Below are 16405 nucleotides of genomic sequence, written 5' to 3' on the forward strand. Positions count from 1 at the left end.
TATGTGTGCTCTAACTCACCTGCTTGGCCAATTGGAAATCCATGTATTCGTAAGCGATCTGGTGCGCCTGCTCGGTGTCGAAAGCATCTCCCGACAGCGCGCCGCGCAACCACAAGCCGTCAATGAGGGCCGCCAGGCCGCGGGCGGCGCTGCGCGCTTGATCGAGCGGCAACACACGGCGGAACTGGCAGCACAGGTTGGAATACAGGCGGTGATCGTTAATCCGCTGCAACCTGTGCAATGACGGGTGGTGCATGCTGGTGGCCCAGAAGGCCAGCCAGGTTTTCATTGCCGGACCATTGACCTGGCTGGCGTCGAAGTTGCCTTCGATGATCACCTGCAGATGTGCCCGTGGGCTGTCATCTGCCAGCGCCTGACGGCGCGCGGTGACGTTCTCGCTGAGGACGCTCATCAGGTACTGCGCCGTGGCAGCGATCAGGCCGTTCTTGTCCTGAAAATAGTGACTGATGATGCCGTTCGAGACACCGGCCAAACGGGCGATCAGCGCAATGCTGGCGTCCCCCATTCCGACCTGATCTACCGCCTGCAAAGTGGCTTCGATCAACTGCTGGCGGCGGATGGGTTGCATACCGACCTTGGGCATCTTGCACATCTCCTTAGGCCTTCCGGTGGACGTGAAACGTCTATCGGATTGAAGGCCAGTCTATTTTGTTTTTATTGAACGTTCAATCAACAAAGAATAAGATCTGCGACAATTCGTCGCTACCTACAGGTTTTTCCTACGCGTAGTCGGCGGAAAAACGACATCTGAAAACGCTCGAACCCCCAGCGCACTGGCGCTTCAAGGCTTCGGGCTTTTTTCGGGCTGTCTTTATATCACCCGCCGGTCGGCTGCCAACTAGCCGATTAGTCGGGTACTGCGTTGCCTTGTGTTCTTCTCTCGCACTGCCTGGAGCATCTGTGCCATGAGTTCTGCCTCTCTTATAAAGACCCCACCCGAGAAGGTGACGGTCAACGGTTGGGTGTTTTACACCTCTACCGCGTTGATCCTGCTGTTGACCGCCATTCTGATCATCGCCCCGCAAGAGGCCGGCAGATTGCTTGGTATTGCCCAGGCCTGGTTGTCCCGCAGCTTCGGCTGGTACTACATGGTGGTGATCGCCGCTTACCTGGTCTTCGTGCTCGGCCTGGCGTTTTCGTCCTACGGCAAACTCAAGCTGGGCAGTAAGGACGACACCCCGGACTTCAGCTACGGCGCCTGGGCGGGGATGCTGTTCTCGTCGGGTATCGGCATCTCGCTGTTGTACTTCGGTGCTTCCGAGCCGCTGGACCACTACTTCAATCCGCCGGAAGGCGTGGCCGGCAGCAACCTTGCCGCACGTCAGGCTGTACAGCTGACGTTCCTGCATTGGGGCCTGCACGGCTGGGCGATCTACGCATTGGTCGGCTTGGCCGTTGCTTACTTTGCTTACCGTCATAACCAGCCGCTGGCATTGCGTTCGGCGCTGTATCCGCTGGTTGGCGAGCGTTGGGTTAAAGGCGCGGCCGGGCATGCGGTGGACGGCTTCGGCATGTTCGTGACCCTGCTGGGGCTGGTGACGAACCTGGGGATTGGTTCGTTGCAAGTGTCGTCGGGCCTGGAAAACCTGTTCGGCATGGAGCACAACAACACCAACCTGCTGATCGTGATCATCGTGATGAGCACCGTGGCGACCATCGCTGCCGTGTCCGGCGTGGAAAACGGTATTCGCCGTCTGTCCAACCTGAACATTGTGCTGTTCAGCGGTCTGCTGATTTTCGTGCTGCTGTTCGGCCCGACGCTGCACCTGCTCAACGGCTTCGTGCAAAACGTCGGCGACTACCTGAACAGCGTGGTGCTGAAAACTTTCGACCTCTATGTATACGAAGGCGACAGTGAGAAATCCGACCGCTGGTTGGGCCTGTGGACCCTGTTCTACTGGGCCTGGTGGATTTCCTGGGCCCCATTCGTCGGCATGTTCATCGCGCGTATTTCCCGTGGTCGCACGGTGCGCGAACTGGTGGCCGGCGTGCTGCTGATCCCGCTGGGTTTCACTCTGGCGTGGCTGTCGATCTTCGGTAACTCGGCCCTGGACCTGGTGATGAACCATGGGGCGGTGGAACTCGGGAAGACGGCGCTGGAACAGCCGTCCATGGCGATTTACCAGTTGCTGGAACATTACCCGGCGTCGAAAGTGGTGATCGGCGTGTCGATCTTCGTCGGTTTCGTGTTGTTCCTGACCCCGGCGGATTCCGGCGCGGTGATGATGGCCAACCTTTCCTGCAAGGGCGGCAACGTTGACGAAGATGCGCCGCACTGGCTGCGGATCTTCTGGTCGGCGGTGATTACCCTGGTGACCATCGGCCTGCTGTTTGCCGGTAACTTCGAAGCCATGCAAACCATGGTGGTACTGGCCGGTCTGCCGTTCTCGGTGGTGCTGGTGTTCTTCATGTTCGGCTTGCACAAGGCCATGCGCCAGGACGTGCAGATCGAACAGGAGCAAGCGGAGCTCGCAGCGCGCGGTCGTCGTGGTTTCAGCGAGCGTTTGACTCAGCTGGACTTGCAGCCGAATCAGTCGATTGTTCAGCGTTTCATGGACAAGCAAGTCAGCCCTGCGCTGGAAGAGGCTGCGGTGCAACTGCGTACTCAAGGCCTGGATGTGCAAACGTTGCTGGGCAAGGCCAAGCGTTGCATGGGCCTGCGGATCGAGATGGAAGAGGGCAACCCTTTTGTCTATGAAGTGAGCCTGGATGGCTATCTGGCAGCGGCGAGCGACACGGTTTCGGCTGAGAGTGCTGATGAACCGCGTGCACGTTACTACCGCGCCGAGGTGTACTTGCACAACGGCAGCCAGGATTACGACTTGATGGGCTTCTCTTCGGATCAAATCACCCGTGACGTGCTCGATCAGTTTGAAAGCCATCGGCAGCTCCTTGGCCGGGTCTATAGCTGAGTTGTGATTGGGCGCGGTGTTTCTGTCTGAAGCACCGCGTCGTCTTCTTCGCGGGCAAGCCTTGCTCCTACATGTTTTGAGTCGAATCACAATTATGTGACCGACAAAACTTGTAGGAGCGAGGCTTGCCCGCGAAGGGGCCAGATGGGGCAATCAACATCTACCCCGTAAACAAAAACGCCGCGATCCTCTCGCGGCGTTTTTGTGTCTGCTGCCTTACCCCAGATTCTTGCCAAGCAACGCGTGGTACAGCTCGCTGTCACCCAGAATCCCGACAACCTCGTTGTTGTGGTGCAGCACAAGTTTATTACCCGTCTGATATCGAATCTGCAGCGCGTCACGCATGCCGATGTTCGAATCCACCAGCGTTGGTCGACGACCCAAGCCTTCAACCGCTTGCCCGGGAATCCAGTTCTGCAGGTCCAGGCTCGCGCCGTTCTGGCGTGCGCCTTTGATGGTGTTGCCTTCGGCCAGGTCCAGCCAGGAGTCGCCGCCCGGATCGAGGCATACCGAACCGTTGATGCGTTTGCAGTTGTCCAGGGTGCGCATCAGGCTGCGACCGCACAACACGTTCAGCGGGTTGGTATGGGCGACGAAGGTCCGCACGTAGTCGTCCGCAGGGTTGAGGACGATCTCTTCCGGCTTGCTGTACTGGACGATCCGACCGTCCTTCATGATCGCGATACGGCTGCCCAGCTTCAGTGCTTCATCGAGGTCGTGGCTCACGAACACGATGGTTTTGTTCAGCTTGCTTTGCAACTCCAGCAGTTCGTCTTGCAGGCCCTGACGGATCAGCGGGTCGAGGGCCGAGAACGGTTCGTCCATCAGCAGAATGTCGGCGTCCATCGCCAGCGCGCGGGCAAGGCCCACACGTTGCTGCATACCACCGGAGAGCTCGTCGGGCTTCTTGTTGCGCCACTGGGTCAGGCCCACCAGCTCAAGTTTTTCATCGACCAGTTTTTTCCGTTCCTTCTCAGGTCGACCCTGCATTTCCAGACCGAAGCTGATGTTCTCGCGAACGGTCAGCCAAGGCATCAGGGCGAACTTCTGGAACACCATCGCAATGCGCTTGGTGCGCATCATTTTCAGTTCCGCCGGGGTGCAGGAAGCGATGTCGATCTGCTTGCCTTCGTGCTCGACGAACAATTTGCCGCGGCTGACGGTGTTGAGGCCGTTGATGCAGCGCAGCAAGCTGGACTTGCCGGAGCCGGACAGGCCCATCAGTACGCAGATTTCACCCTTTTCGACATCCAGGCTGGCCTTTTCGACGCCGACAATCTGCCCGGTCTTTTTCAGGATCTGGTCGCGGGTCATGCCCTGATCGAGGAGTTTCAAGGCCTCGCGCGGGTCTTTGGAGAAGATTACGTCGACGTCTTCGAAGCGAATAATGCTCATGCGTCACCCCCTACTTTGGCTTCGGGTTGTTTGCAGATACGGTCGAGCATGATCGCCAGCAGTACGATCGCCAGGCCCGCTTCGAAGCCCAGGGCGATATCAGCAGTGTTCAGTGCGTTGACCACGGGTTTGCCCAGGCCGTCGGCGCCCACCAGTGCCGCGATCACCACCATCGACAGCGACAGCATGATGCACTGGGTGATACCGGCCGCGATGCTTGGCATGGCGTGGGGCAGTTCAATCCGTGAAAGCAGTTGACGGCGCGAGCAGCCGAAGGCTTTGCCGGCGTCCATCAGTTCCTGCGGAACATCGCGAATACCCAGGTAAGTCAGGCGGATAGGTGCGGCAATCGCGAACACCACCGTAGAAATCAGGCCCGGGACCACACCCAGACCGAAGAGGGTCAGGGTAGGAATGAGGTACACGAAGGTCGGCACGGTCTGCATCAGATCGAGCACCGGACGCATCAGTGTGTAGAACATCGGTTTGTGCGCGGCGACGATGCCCAGCGGCACGCCGATGACCACGCAGACCAGGGTGGCGAACAACACCTGGGCGAGGGTTTCCATGGTTTCCTGCCAGTACCCCAGATTGAGGATCAGCAGGAAGGAGGCGATGACAAAAACGGTCAGGCCCCATTTCCGTTGAATAAAGTGTGCCAGTAGCGCGATGAGGCCGATCAATGCCAGCGGGTTGAACCAGGTCAGCGCAAAAGTCACGCCGTGGATCATCGTTTCCAGTGACACGGCGATTGCGTCGAAGGTGCTGGCGCCGTGTTGCGTCAACCATTCAACGAAGCCCGCGATGTACTGGCCTAAAGGTATTTTCTGATCAATCAGCATGGTAGTGAACGTCCGCATGCAAGGAAATAAACAGCCCGGGGAAGCTAGCTTCCCCGGCGTAAGCGATTACTGCGCGAGCTTGGCTTTCACGGCCTCCAGGCCTGGTTTACCGTCAATGGTGGTCACGCCAGCGAGCCAGGTATCGAGGACCTGTGGATTCTTTTTCAGCCAGGCCTTGGCGGCCGCATCAGGCTTCATTTTGTCGTCCAGGACGTTGCCCATCAGGGAGCTTTCCATGTTTAGAGTGAACTGCAGGTTTTTCAGCAGCTGACCCACGTTGCTGCATTCCTGTGCATAGCCCTTGCGGGTGTTGGTGTAGATGGTTGCCTGGCCGAAGTTCGGGCCGAAATACTCGTCGCCGCCGGTCAGGTACTTCATCTTGAAACGCGTGTTCATCGGGTGTGGTTCCCAGCCCAGGAACACCACGGCGGTGTTGCGGCGCTGGGCGCGATCGACTTGCGAGAGCATGCCTGCCTCGCTGGACTCGACCACCTTGAAGCCGGCGTCTTTCAAGCCGAAGGCGTTCTTGTCGATCATGCTCTGGATCAGGCGGTTGCCGTCGTTGCCTGGTTCAATGCCGTAGATCTTGCCGTCGAGTTCTTTCTTGAACTTGGCGATGTCGGCGAAATCTTTCAGACCTTTGTTATACAACTCTTCCGGGACGGCAAGTGTGTATTTTGCGTTTTCCAGGTTGGCGCGCAGGGTGTCCACGGTGCCGGCATCGCGGTAGGCCTTGATGTCGTTTTCCATGGTCGGCATCCAGTTACCCAGGAATACGTCCATGTTCTTGCCGTCGGCCAGGGACTTGTAGGTCACCGGTACGGAAATCATCGTGGTTTTGGTCTTGTAGCCGAGGGCATCGAGGACGACGCTGGTGGTGGCGGTGGTGACGGTAATGTCAGTCCAGCCGACATCGGAGAAGTTTACGGTGCTGCATTGAGCCGGTTCGGCGGCTTGAGCCAGAAACGGCAGACTCAGCATGGCGGCCAACAACAACGACGGGGAACCTTTCATGGATGGACTCCTTGGTGTTTTTTTTGGCAGTGTTCCGACTGGACCACCGCACTTATAGGTTGCGGTTGGATGGCGTTTTGGAGACAGCTCTACCACGGCGCCTTGCAATCGAGTCGATACGATCATGTACCAGTGAAAATCTGACGCCTACAGGGGGCGTCGTAACCAGTACAGGGATGGTCGCATCCAGTGTCGGTGACGTCGTTTACAGCTTTTTTCAGCCCTCTTTGCCCCTCTGATCCGCAAAAAAACGGCGAAAACGCAGCGTCAAAGGCCCGCGGCGTTAGTGAGCATGAGTGCGTCGGTGTGAGACGTCGAACGACATGGCAAAAGCCTGATGATGCGGCCATCTCGGCGGATTGCAGCTTCAGCGTAGCAGCTCCGTCACTGGGCGCTTTTGCGTCTGGAGTTGGGACATCCAGGAGTTTGGCAGTAATGGCTATCAGTGTTTTCGACCTGTTCAAAATCGGCATTGGCCCTTCCAGTTCGCACACCGTGGGACCTATGCGGGCCGCCGCGTTGTTCGTGCAAGGTTTGCGTGAGCAGGGTCTTTTGGAACAAGTGCGTCGCGTCGAAGTTCAGCTTTATGGTTCGTTGTCGGCCACCGGCATCGGTCACGGCAGCGACAACGCGGTGATCATGGGCCTGATGGGCGAGTGGCCGGACGCGATCGATCCGTCGCAAATCGGCATCCGCATCGAAACCCTGCGCGAAACTCACACGCTGTTGCTCGACGGTCGCTTGTCGGTCCCGTTCATCTGGGCCCGGGACATGCGCCTGATCGACGAAAACCTGCCGTTCCATCCCAACGCCATGACCCTGATCGCTGAAGGCGATGACGGTGAGCTGCATCGCGACACCTACTATTCAATCGGCGGCGGTTTTGTCGTCGATGAAGCACAAGCCTCCAGCGGCGTAGTGGATCTGGATCGCACGGTGTTGCCGTACGATTTCTCCAGCGCCGTCGAACTGCTCAGCTTGTGCCAGAAACACAACTTGCGCGTCGCCGAATTGATGATGGCCAACGAGAAGGTCTGGCGCAGCGAAGAGGAAATCCGTGCCGGCCTGATGACACTCTGGCGCGCCATGCAGGATTGCGTCGAACAAGGCCTCAAGCACGAAGGCATCCTGCCCGGCGGACTTAATGTGCGTCGTCGTGCGGCCAAGTTGCATCGCAGCCTGCAAGAGCTGGGGAAACCTAACGTAATCGGCTCAACGTTGAGCGCCATGGAGTGGGTCAACCTGTTCGCCCTGGCGGTCAACGAAGAAAACGCCGCTGGAGGGCGCATGGTCACGGCGCCGACCAATGGCGCGGCGGGGATCATTCCGGCGGTGTTGCACTACTTTATGAAGTTCAGTGAGGTGGTGACCGACGCCAACGTGGTCGACTATTTCCTCAGTGCGGCGGCGGTAGGGATTCTGTGCAAGAAGAACGCTTCGATTTCCGGTGCCGAAGTCGGTTGCCAGGGCGAAGTCGGTTCTGCCTGCGCCATGGCGGCGGCCGGGTTGGCGGAGATCCTCGGCGCCACCCCGGAGCAGCTGTGCAACGCGGCGGAAATTGGTCTGGAACACAACCTCGGTCTGACCTGCGACCCGGTGGGCGGGCTGGTGCAAGTGCCGTGCATCGAGCGCAACGCGATTGCCGCGGTGAAAGCGATCAACGCGGCGCAGATGGCGCTGCGTGGCGATGGTCAGCACTTTATCTCGCTGGATCGGGTGATCCGCACGATGCGTGATACCGGCGCTGATATGCATGACAAATATAAAGAGACATCGCGCGGTGGGTTGGCGGTTAGCGCGGTTGAGTGTTGATTCAGAACCGAGGCGCCTGCTTCGCGGGCAAGCCTCGCTCCTACAGAATTGAAGTCGATCACGAAATATTGGCAAGCCTCGCCCTTGTAGGAGCGAGGCTTGCCCGCGAAGGCGTCTGACCAATCAAAACTGCGCACTAAGTGAACACCCGAATCGAAACGCGCCACGTTTTGGCGCGTCGCTTACAGATAAGCGACTTCACCCAGGTCAGGATCCAAGTTGGCCATTACCGCCTGTCACCTGTGCTTGTGGTGACACTCTCCATCAGGTCGCCGTAGCCCTGTTCCCACAAGTGCTACCGATTTGCTCACGCCCAACGAGGCCGAGCGCCTGCTGCCGATAATGGCACTTATATCCCCCCTTCAGCGCGCGGCTTATATAGACACATCCCGACGTCGTTTTCAGGAGTTATTGAACGGCCATTCAACTTTAGGCATGGCATTTGCTCTGTCATTACAAAGCCCGTCTCCCACGCGAGAACGATGGCAATAACAAGAGCCTCCGCCTGAGGCCATCACCCGCTTTGTGTGAGGAGATACCGCGATGACGACGTTCAACTCCGGGGCCCAACCCCAGAACCGTGCGCCTCAATCCATCGGCTTTTTGCTGCTGGACAATTTCACGCTTATTTCTCTGGCCTCCGCAGTAGAACCCCTGCGCATGGCCAACCAATTGTCCGGTCGTGAGCTGTATCGCTGGACCACGATCACAGTCGACGGTGGTCAGGTCTGGGCCAGTGACGGTCTGCAGATCACCCCCGACTGCTCCATGCACAAAGCACCTGCCATGGACACCATCATTGTCTGCGGCGGTATCGGCATCCAGCGCACTGTTACCCGGGAACACGTTTCGTGGCTGCAAAGCCAGGCGCGTCAGTCGCGCCGTCTCGGTGCGGTCTGCACCGGCAGCTGGGCCCTGGCGTGCGCCGGCCTGCTGGATGGTTTCGATTGCAGCGTGCACTGGGAATGCCTGGCCTCGATGCAGGAAGCGTTCCCGCGAGTGGCCATGAGTACGCGTCTGTTCACCCTCGACCGTAACCGTTTCACCAGTTCTGGCGGCACCGCGCCGCTGGACATGATGCTGCACCTGATCAGCCGCGATCACGGTCGAGAACTGTCGGCCGCGATCTCGGAAATGTTCGTCTACGAGCGCATCCGCAACGAGCAGGATCATCAGCGTGTGCCGCTCAAGCACATGCTCGGCACCAACCAGCCGAAGTTGCAGGAAATCGTCGCGCTGATGGAGGCCAACCTGGAAGAGCCGATCGACCTCGACGAGCTGGCGGTCTACGTCGCCGTGTCGCGTCGTCAGCTGGAGCGGCTGTTCCAGAAATACCTGCACTGCTCGCCGTCGCGTTATTACCTGAAACTGCGCTTGATCCGTGCTCGGCAACTGCTCAAGCAAACGCCGATGTCGATCATTGAAGTGGCGTCGGTGTGTGGTTTCGTTTCCACACCACACTTCTCCAAGTGCTACCGCGAATATTTCGGCATTCCGCCACGTGACGAACGTGTAGGTTCCAACACCACGCAACAAGTGGCGATGATGCCGCTGCCACAAGCGTTGGTGCTGGCGCCGTTGTCCGGGCCGTTGTCGGCGTTGAGTCAGGCGCGCAATGAGTCGACGTTCGCCAGTGTAAGGCTCTAGACCGCGGCGCCCTCATCGCAAGCAAGTCGGATCGCCGCACCGTCGCTCCCACATGGGATCGCATATCCCTGTGGGAGCGAGCTTGCTCGCGATTGGATCTATCAGGCGCTACGACTTTGCTGATACTGCGCCAATGCCGGCAGCAGTTGCTTATCAATGGCCTGGCGCACGGCCGGCAGGATGGTCGCGCTGCTGGTGTACATCTGCTTGACCATGGTCCGCAGCGTCATTGCCCGTTCATCGTTCAAGCCTCGTACCGCACACTCGCAAGCCTGCTCGGCAGTGGCGCCGCTTGGTACTTGAAAACCCAACGATTTCAGCTGGCCTAACAGGTCTTCCTGGTCTATCAAATCGGCGTGCATCATGACGCAATCCTTCTTCAGGGAACGGTGTCGTGGCTCGATTCTCATGGGGGCACGGTGTGGCGGCAAGGACGATTTGTCGCAATGGCCGCAATACCTATGAACAGGTCGTTTTCGGCTAACTTGCTGCGGATGGGAGTGGGCACACTGGGGTCAGCTGGCTTCACGAAGGTTTGGTCACCCTCGCGCAACAGCTCCTCAACAGTACCCACCTCTGCCCCGATCCTGTCACGGCTTGATCGGGGCTTTTTTTTGTGGGGTTTAACGCTGCAGGACGAGGATGCGCGACAACAACTCATCCCGGTCAACATAGCAACCCTGGAAATGCCGGGCGCCGGTGGTGGGGTCGAAGGCGTTGCGGGCGTGGAGGGTGCGACGGTTGTCGAAACACCACATTTCACCGGGATTTAGCCGCGTCATCACCCGGAATCGCGTTTCGCGGGTCATCGCAATGAAGCGGCGGTAAGCATGATAGAGAGTGGGCATCTGCTCGACCGACGCATCAAACGGGCCGCGCAGAAAGTTCGCCATGCGGACTTCCGAAACCTGCCCGAAGGCATCCAGAGCGATGATTGGCGCGAGACAACGGTAGTCGCTGTGGCGGTCTTTATTACGGAACTCCACAGGGATTTCGCAAAGGCTTTTAAACGCCTCGGGATCTTCCTGGCGCAAGGCTTCGGCAATGGCAAAACCGTCGACGAAAATACTCTCCCCACCGTCGGCTTCATTGACCAGGCAATGCAGAAACTGCAGTCCCGGTTGCAACTCCCGGGTCGGCAAATCGCTATGCAGCGGCAGGTTGAAAGCGGTGTAGGCATTGCTGTCGGCATCGACCTTGGATTGCACGTTGAACAGCACGCCAAAATTGCTCTCGCGGATGATGGAAATCCGCTGGGCGATCAGCTTCAACGAGCCTGGCTCCGTGGGCACATCGCGGACCTGGGTCAGACCGATATCGCGCACGGCCAGCAGCCATTGCAACAGGGCATCGTTGTCGCTCATCAACGCCTGGTAATCGAACACCGGCAGCTTCAGGTTGTTGTTCCAGAGCTGGCTTTTGGGCTTGGCGCTCCGGCGTTCGGCGCGGGACTCATCATCGTAGGCGTGGGCCCGTAACCAGCCAGGATCGAATCGGCTGAGATGGCCGTCCTGCCAATCCACACGCAGGCAGCCTTCGGCATCAATGCTGATGTGCGAGGGCAACAGGTTTTCGACGACGTCGACGATTTCCAGCACTTGCTCGCGGGTCACGGTGTAGACGCACAGCGGGCACGGACAGTTGTCCCGCAACCACTGATGATGAAACGGGCTGACACGGTCATCGGCCCACTTCACTTGAACTCGGTCCGCCAGTGTTTGTACGGCGGTCAATGCGCTGATCAACGGATAGGTACGGAAGTCGGCAAAAGCTGCGGCGTTGTTCATGGCGATCTCCTTGTCATTTTTTCGGCGGTAACGCGATCACTCGGCCAATGTAGGCGGGGGCGGGCAGGTCGGCTTGCTCGGCGACGATGGCTTGCAGCTTGCCCAAGGTTTCTTCGCTGAAGGGTGTGGATCTAGGGCCGGCGAGGTCGACGTGCAGCAGCATTTGCTCGTTGCCCGCCAGCTCCTTGTCGTCGCCCACGAGATGCAGGCTGTGATAGAGGTGCAGACGTTTGCTGTCGTGGCCGATGATCCGGGTGTGCACTTCGACGTCGGCGTCGAGCTTCACTTCGTGCAGATAGTTGAGGTGCAGTTCGAGGGTGAACAGCGAGCTGCCGCTGGCTTCGCGGTTGTTGCTGTCCATTCCCAGGCGATCCATCAGTGCGTCGGTGGCGTAGCTGAAAATCAGCAGGTAGAAGGCATCGCGCAGGTGGCCGTTGTAGTCGACCCAGTCGGGGATGATTTTGGTTTGGTAGGTGGTTAGGGTGGGCATTTTTCTCTCCGGACATGATCGTTCCCACGCTCCGCGTGGGAATGCCTCAATGGACGCTCTGCGTCCGCTCTTGGGACGCGGAGCGTCCCGGGCTGCATTCCCACGCAGAGCGTGGGAACGATCAGCGTGGACTACTCGCTGAAGGCCATCCCATGCTTTTCCTTGGTGTTTTTCACCGCCTCCAGCACCGCCAGCAAACAATCATCACGATAGCGCTCCAGCGCCGAAATGCTGTGCGTGCCCAACTGATCAGTGGTGCCGTCCACCACATCATCGATCAACTTGTCGGTCAATTCCGGCGCCGGCAGATACGTCCACGGCAACTGCAACGCTGGCCCGAATTGCGCCATGAAGTGCCGCATTCCTGCATCGCCACCCGCCAGGGTGTAGGTTAAGAACGTGCCCATGAACGACCAGCGCAGGCCCGCACCAAAACGAATGGCATCGTCGATCTCACCGGTGGTCGCTACACCGTCGTTAACCAGGTGCAGCGCCTCACGCCAGAGCGCTTCGAGCAAGCGGTCGGCAATAAAACCGGGTACTTCCTTGCGCACATGCAGCGGACGCATGCCCAAGGATTCATACACTCTCATTGCCGCTTGAACGGCTTCGGGAGCGGTGTTTTTGCCGCCAACCACTTCCACCAGCGGCAGCAGATAAACCGGGTTGAACGGGTGGCCGACAACGCAGCGTTCCGGGTGCGTCGAACTCTCGTAGAACTCGCTCGGCAACAGGCCCGAAGTACTGGAGCCGATCAGTGCATTCGGCTTGGCCGCCGCGCTGATTTTGGCGTGCAGTTCCAGTTTCAGGTCAAGACGCTCAGGGGCGCTTTCCTGAATGAAATCCGCGTCGCCAACACACTCTTCAATGGTGGCGACAAAGCGCAACCGGTCCTGCGATGCGCCCGGCGCCAGGCCTTGTTTCTCCAGCGCACCCCAGGCATTGGCGACGCGTTTGCGCAGGGCTGCTTCGGCGCCGGGTGCCGGGTCCCAGGCCACCACGTCGAGGCCGTGGGCGAGGGCGCGGGACACCCAACCGCTGCCGATGACACCGCTGCCCAGGGCGGCGAAGGTTTTGATTTCGGTGATAAAGCTCATGGCGACTTCCTAAAGAGTTTGGTGACCCTGTAGGAGCGAAGCTTGCTCGCGAAGAGGCCGGTACATCCGGCAGATTTCTTGCGGCAGGAAAGCCGTCTTCGCGAGCAAGCTTCGCTCCTACAGTTGATGGGTGTTCGTGTTAACCGCGCTTGGTCAGGCCCATTTTTGCCCGCCCTTCAGCCGGGGTCAGGACGCGGGCGCCGAGGCGGCTGAGGATCTCCGAGGCGCGTTCGACCAGTTGGCCGTTGGTCGCCAGTACGCCTTTGTCCAACCAGATGTTGTCTTCCAGACCGACCCGCACATTGCCGCCGAGCAGCACGGCTTGCGCCGCCATCGGCATTTGCATGCGACCGATGCCGAAGCCGGCCCACACCGCATTGGCAGGCAGGTTGTCGACCATGGCTTTCATGGTGGTGGTGTCGGCCGGCGCGCCCCACGGGATCCCCAGGCAGAGCTGGAACAGCGGGTCGTCGAGCAACCCTTCCTTGATCATCTGCTTGGCGAACCACAGGTGACCGGTGTCGAAAATTTCCAGCTCGGCCTTCACGCCCAACTCTTGAATGCGTTTGGCGCCAGCGCGTAGCTGGGCCGGGGTGGACACGTAAATGGTGTCGCCGTCGCCGAAGTTCAGGGTGCCGCAATCGAGGGTGCAGATTTCCGGCAGCAGTTCTTCAACGTGGGCCAGGCGGGTCAGCGGGCCGACCAGGTCGGTGTTCGGGCCGAACTCCATCGGGTGCTCGCCAGCGCCGATTTCCAGGTCGCCGCCCATGCCGGCGGTGAGGTTGACGATGATGTCGACGTCGGCTTCGCGGATGCGCTCCATCACTTCGCGGTACAGCGCCACGTCACGGCTGAATTTGCCGGTTTCAGGGTTGCGCACGTGGCAGTGGACCACGGTGGCGCCAGCCTTGGCGGCTTCCACGGCGGCCGCGGCGATTTGTTTCGGGGTGACCGGCACGTGTGGGCTCTTGGCGGTCGTGTCGCCAGCACCGGTGAGTGCGCAGGTGATGATGACGTCATGGTTCATGAGGCGGGTTCCTTGCAGGCGTGATGATTCCGTTCGCAGCCCGGTCGGGCTGCGAGTCGGTGGTTCAATCGGGTTTATTTAGTCGTCAGTTGCAGGTTTTCAGCCGCCGGTTTGCCATCGAAGGTGGTCACGCCTTCGAGCCAGCGTTGCTTGTCTTGCGGGTGATCTTTCAGCCATTGCTTGGCCGATTCGAAGGCGTCCTTGTGATCCAGCAGCGGCTGCATCATCCGGCTCTCGTCTTCGGCGGTGTACGTCAGGTTGCTCAGCAAACGACCGATGTTCGGGCATTGTTCGGCGTATTTCGGTGCGGTGACGGTCCAGACCGTGGCCATGCCTTCGTCCGGGCCCAGGGCGTCTTCGCTGCCGGTGAGGTACGTCATCTTCACGTTGACGTTCATCGGGTGCGGCGCCCAGCCGAAGAACACCACGGCCTCTTTGCGGCGCACGGCGCGATCCACCGCCGCGAGCATGCCGGCCTCGCTGGACTCGACCAGCTGGAACTTGCCGAGGCCAAACTGATTCTTGGCGATCATCGCTTTGATCTGGGTGTTGGCGCCTGAACCTGGCTCGATGCCGTAAATCTTGCCGCCCAGTTCCTTTTCAAACTTGGCGATGTCGGCGAAGGTTTTCAGGCCCTTGTCGGCGAGATACGTCGGTACGGCGAGGGTGGCGCGGGCGTCTTTAAGGCTCGGTGCTTCAAGCACTTTGACCTGCTTGCCATCGACGAACGGGGTGATGGTCTGGGTCATCAGCGGGTTCCAGTAGCCCAGGAACAGGTCCAGGCGCTGGTCACGGATCCCGGCGAAGATGATTTGCTGGGAAGCGCTGGTTTGTTTGGTGTTGTAGCCGAGGCCATCGAGCAGGACTTGGGTCATGGCGCTGGTGGCGATGACGTCGGTCCAGTTCACGACGCCCATGCGCACGTTCTGGCATGAAGCAGGTTCGGCCGCCATGACGCTGGCGCTCAAGAAAGCGGTACCGCTGAGTGCAAGAACACAGCTGCTGATCAGTCGTTTCATGTCGGGTTCCTCGGCAGGTCGTTATTGTGGGTCCGGGCGTCTGCATCCGGTCTTGCGGATAGCGCTCATATTTTGGCGATTGGCTGTTGTCCTCAGGCAAGGCGCCGCGACGAGTCATAGCTGGCTATGACGAGGAGCGGCAACGCAGTTTGAGGACAACAGACGCCGCAAAAATTGAGCAGCTATCCGTAAGACCGGATGCGCCGTGCGCCGGTGATGCCAAGTTACGCAGCTTAAGGCCCGCTAAAGCGCACTGCGGCGACCAGCTCTTGCACTGCAGCGACCTGTCCTCTTGAATGCCGTCGGCAAGTGGCGTATCAACGTCCACACGCTCCCCGCCCTCTCGCTACCTGCCAATCGAGTGCGCTCCATGTCCCAGGATTTCTACTTCATGTTGATGCCGGGTTTCTCGGCCATCGGTTTTATCTCGGCCATCGAGCCGCTGCGGGTCGCCAATCGCTTTCGCGGCGAGCTGTATCGTTGGCACGTGCTGAGCTCTGACGGCGGGGCAGTTCTGGCGAGCAACGGCATGTCGGTCAACGCCGACGCGGCGCTGGAACCGCTGAAAAAAGGTGCGACCTTATTGGTGGTCGCCGGTTTCGAACCCCTGAAATTCGCCACGCCCGCGCTGGAACACTGGCTGCGCCGCCTGGACAACGAAGGCGTAACCCTCGGCGCCATCGACACCGGGAGCTTCGTCCTCGCCGAGGCCGGCCTGCTCGAGGGCCATCGCCTGACCCTGCACTGGGAAGCCATCGACGCCTTCAAAGAATATTATCCACAGCTCAGCGTTACTCAGGAGCTGTTCGAGATCGACCGCCGGCGCATTACCTCCGCCGGCGGCACCGCGTCCATCGACCTGATGCTCGACCTCATCAGCCAGGCCCACGGCCCGGAATTGGCGATCCAGGTCAGCGAACAATTCGTGCTCGGCCGTATCCGCCCCCGCAAAGACCACCAGCGCATGGAAGTCGCCAGCCGCTACGGCATCAGCAACAAGAAACTGGTGCATGTGATCGGGGAGATGGAACAGCACAGCGAACCGCCGCTGAGCACATTGGCGTTAGCCGAATCGATCAAGGTGACGCGGCGGCAGCTCGAACGCCTGTTTCGCCTGCACCTGAACGACACGCCAAGCAATTTCTACCTGCGCTTACGGCTGGAGAAAGCGCGGCAGTTATTGCGGCAAACGGACATGAGCGTGCTGGAAGTGAGTATTGCGTGCGGGTTTGAATCACCGTCGTATTTCACCCGCAGCTATCGGGCGCGGTTTGAACGGTGTCCGCGGGAAGATCGCCGACAAAGCCAAAAAGCCTGAACCTGGCCCTTGTAGGAGCGAGGC

Annotated in this window: 14 protein-coding genes; 4 read left to right on the forward strand and 10 right to left on the reverse strand. The window is 59.5% G+C overall.

Features of this window, described 5'->3' with window-relative positions; all coding sequences use genetic code 11:
- Positions 1–10: 10 nt before the first annotated feature.
- Positions 11–604: a transcriptional regulator BetI gene (betI, locus tag ACYZT0_RS27840; RefSeq protein ID WP_462043890.1), complete on the reverse strand. Its 594-nt coding sequence runs from the start codon at positions 602–604 to the stop codon at positions 11–13.
- A 379-nt stretch (positions 605–983) separates the two neighbouring features.
- Here betI and ACYZT0_RS27845 point away from each other — a divergent pair, with 379 nt between their 5' ends.
- The gene (locus ACYZT0_RS27845) at positions 984–2933 is read left to right on the forward strand and encodes a BCCT family transporter (protein ID WP_462046648.1); all 1950 of its coding nucleotides are present in this window, start codon (positions 984–986) and stop codon (positions 2931–2933) included.
- A 216-nt stretch (positions 2934–3149) separates the two neighbouring features.
- Here the strand turns inward: ACYZT0_RS27845 and choV are convergent, their stop codons facing one another.
- The 3 genes from choV to ACYZT0_RS27860 form a co-directional block, all read right to left on the reverse strand.
- Positions 3150–4328, reverse strand: a complete 1179-nt coding sequence (choV, locus tag ACYZT0_RS27850) for a choline ABC transporter ATP-binding protein (protein ID WP_462043891.1) — start codon at positions 4326–4328, stop codon at positions 3150–3152.
- Entirely contained in the window at positions 4325–5170 is an 846-nt protein-coding gene (gene choW / locus ACYZT0_RS27855; protein ID WP_129440472.1) for a choline ABC transporter permease subunit, read from the reverse strand. Before choW ends, choV begins: the two co-directional genes overlap by 4 nt.
- A 66-nt stretch (positions 5171–5236) precedes the next feature.
- The gene (locus ACYZT0_RS27860; protein ID WP_462043892.1) at positions 5237–6184 is read right to left on the reverse strand and encodes a choline ABC transporter substrate-binding protein; all 948 of its coding nucleotides are present in this window, start codon (positions 6182–6184) and stop codon (positions 5237–5239) included.
- Between the two features lie 435 nt (positions 6185–6619).
- Between ACYZT0_RS27860 and ACYZT0_RS27865 the strand changes: the two genes are divergently transcribed.
- Together ACYZT0_RS27865 and gbdR are read left to right on the forward strand one after the other, a co-directional pair.
- The gene (locus ACYZT0_RS27865; RefSeq protein WP_462043893.1) at positions 6620–7996 is read left to right on the forward strand and encodes an L-serine ammonia-lyase; all 1377 of its coding nucleotides are present in this window, start codon (positions 6620–6622) and stop codon (positions 7994–7996) included.
- Positions 7997–8539: 543 nt separating this feature from the next.
- Positions 8540–9643, forward strand: coding sequence for a choline metabolism transcriptional regulator GbdR (gene gbdR / locus ACYZT0_RS27870; protein WP_462043894.1), 1104 nt, complete (start codon positions 8540–8542; stop codon positions 9641–9643).
- 101 nt (positions 9644–9744) lie between these two features.
- Here gbdR and ACYZT0_RS27875 read toward each other — a convergent pair whose 3' ends face one another.
- The 6 genes from ACYZT0_RS27875 to choX all read right to left on the reverse strand — a co-directional run bounded on the left by ACYZT0_RS27875 (position 9745) and on the right by choX (position 15063).
- Entirely contained in the window at positions 9745–10008 is a 264-nt protein-coding gene (locus ACYZT0_RS27875; RefSeq protein ID WP_462043895.1) for a hypothetical protein, read from the reverse strand.
- A gap of 258 nt (positions 10009–10266) precedes the next feature.
- Positions 10267–11430 (reverse strand): gamma-butyrobetaine dioxygenase, encoded by a 1164-nt coding sequence (locus ACYZT0_RS27880; RefSeq protein ID WP_462043896.1) that lies wholly within the window; start codon positions 11428–11430, stop codon positions 10267–10269.
- 13 nt (positions 11431–11443) lie between these two features.
- Positions 11444–11920 (reverse strand): thioesterase family protein, encoded by a 477-nt coding sequence (locus tag ACYZT0_RS27885; protein WP_462043897.1) that lies wholly within the window; start codon positions 11918–11920, stop codon positions 11444–11446.
- Between the two features lie 131 nt (positions 11921–12051).
- Positions 12052–13017 (reverse strand): L-carnitine dehydrogenase, encoded by a 966-nt coding sequence (locus ACYZT0_RS27890; RefSeq protein WP_462043898.1) that lies wholly within the window; start codon positions 13015–13017, stop codon positions 12052–12054.
- A gap of 139 nt (positions 13018–13156) precedes the next feature.
- Positions 13157–14044, reverse strand: coding sequence for a beta-keto acid cleavage family enzyme (locus ACYZT0_RS27895; protein WP_462043899.1), 888 nt, complete (start codon positions 14042–14044; stop codon positions 13157–13159).
- 74 nt (positions 14045–14118) lie between these two features.
- Positions 14119–15063 carry a choline ABC transporter substrate-binding protein gene (choX, locus tag ACYZT0_RS27900; protein ID WP_462043900.1) on the reverse strand — a complete coding sequence of 315 codons (945 nt, stop codon included), beginning with the start codon at positions 15061–15063 and terminating at the stop codon, positions 14119–14121.
- A 370-nt stretch (positions 15064–15433) separates the two neighbouring features.
- Here choX and ACYZT0_RS27905 point away from each other — a divergent pair, with 370 nt between their 5' ends.
- Positions 15434–16381: a GlxA family transcriptional regulator gene (locus tag ACYZT0_RS27905; protein WP_462043901.1), complete on the forward strand. Its 948-nt coding sequence runs from the start codon at positions 15434–15436 to the stop codon at positions 16379–16381.
- Positions 16382–16405: the final 24 nt, after the last annotated feature.

The organism is Pseudomonas sp. ZS1P83 (genome assembly GCF_054897825.1).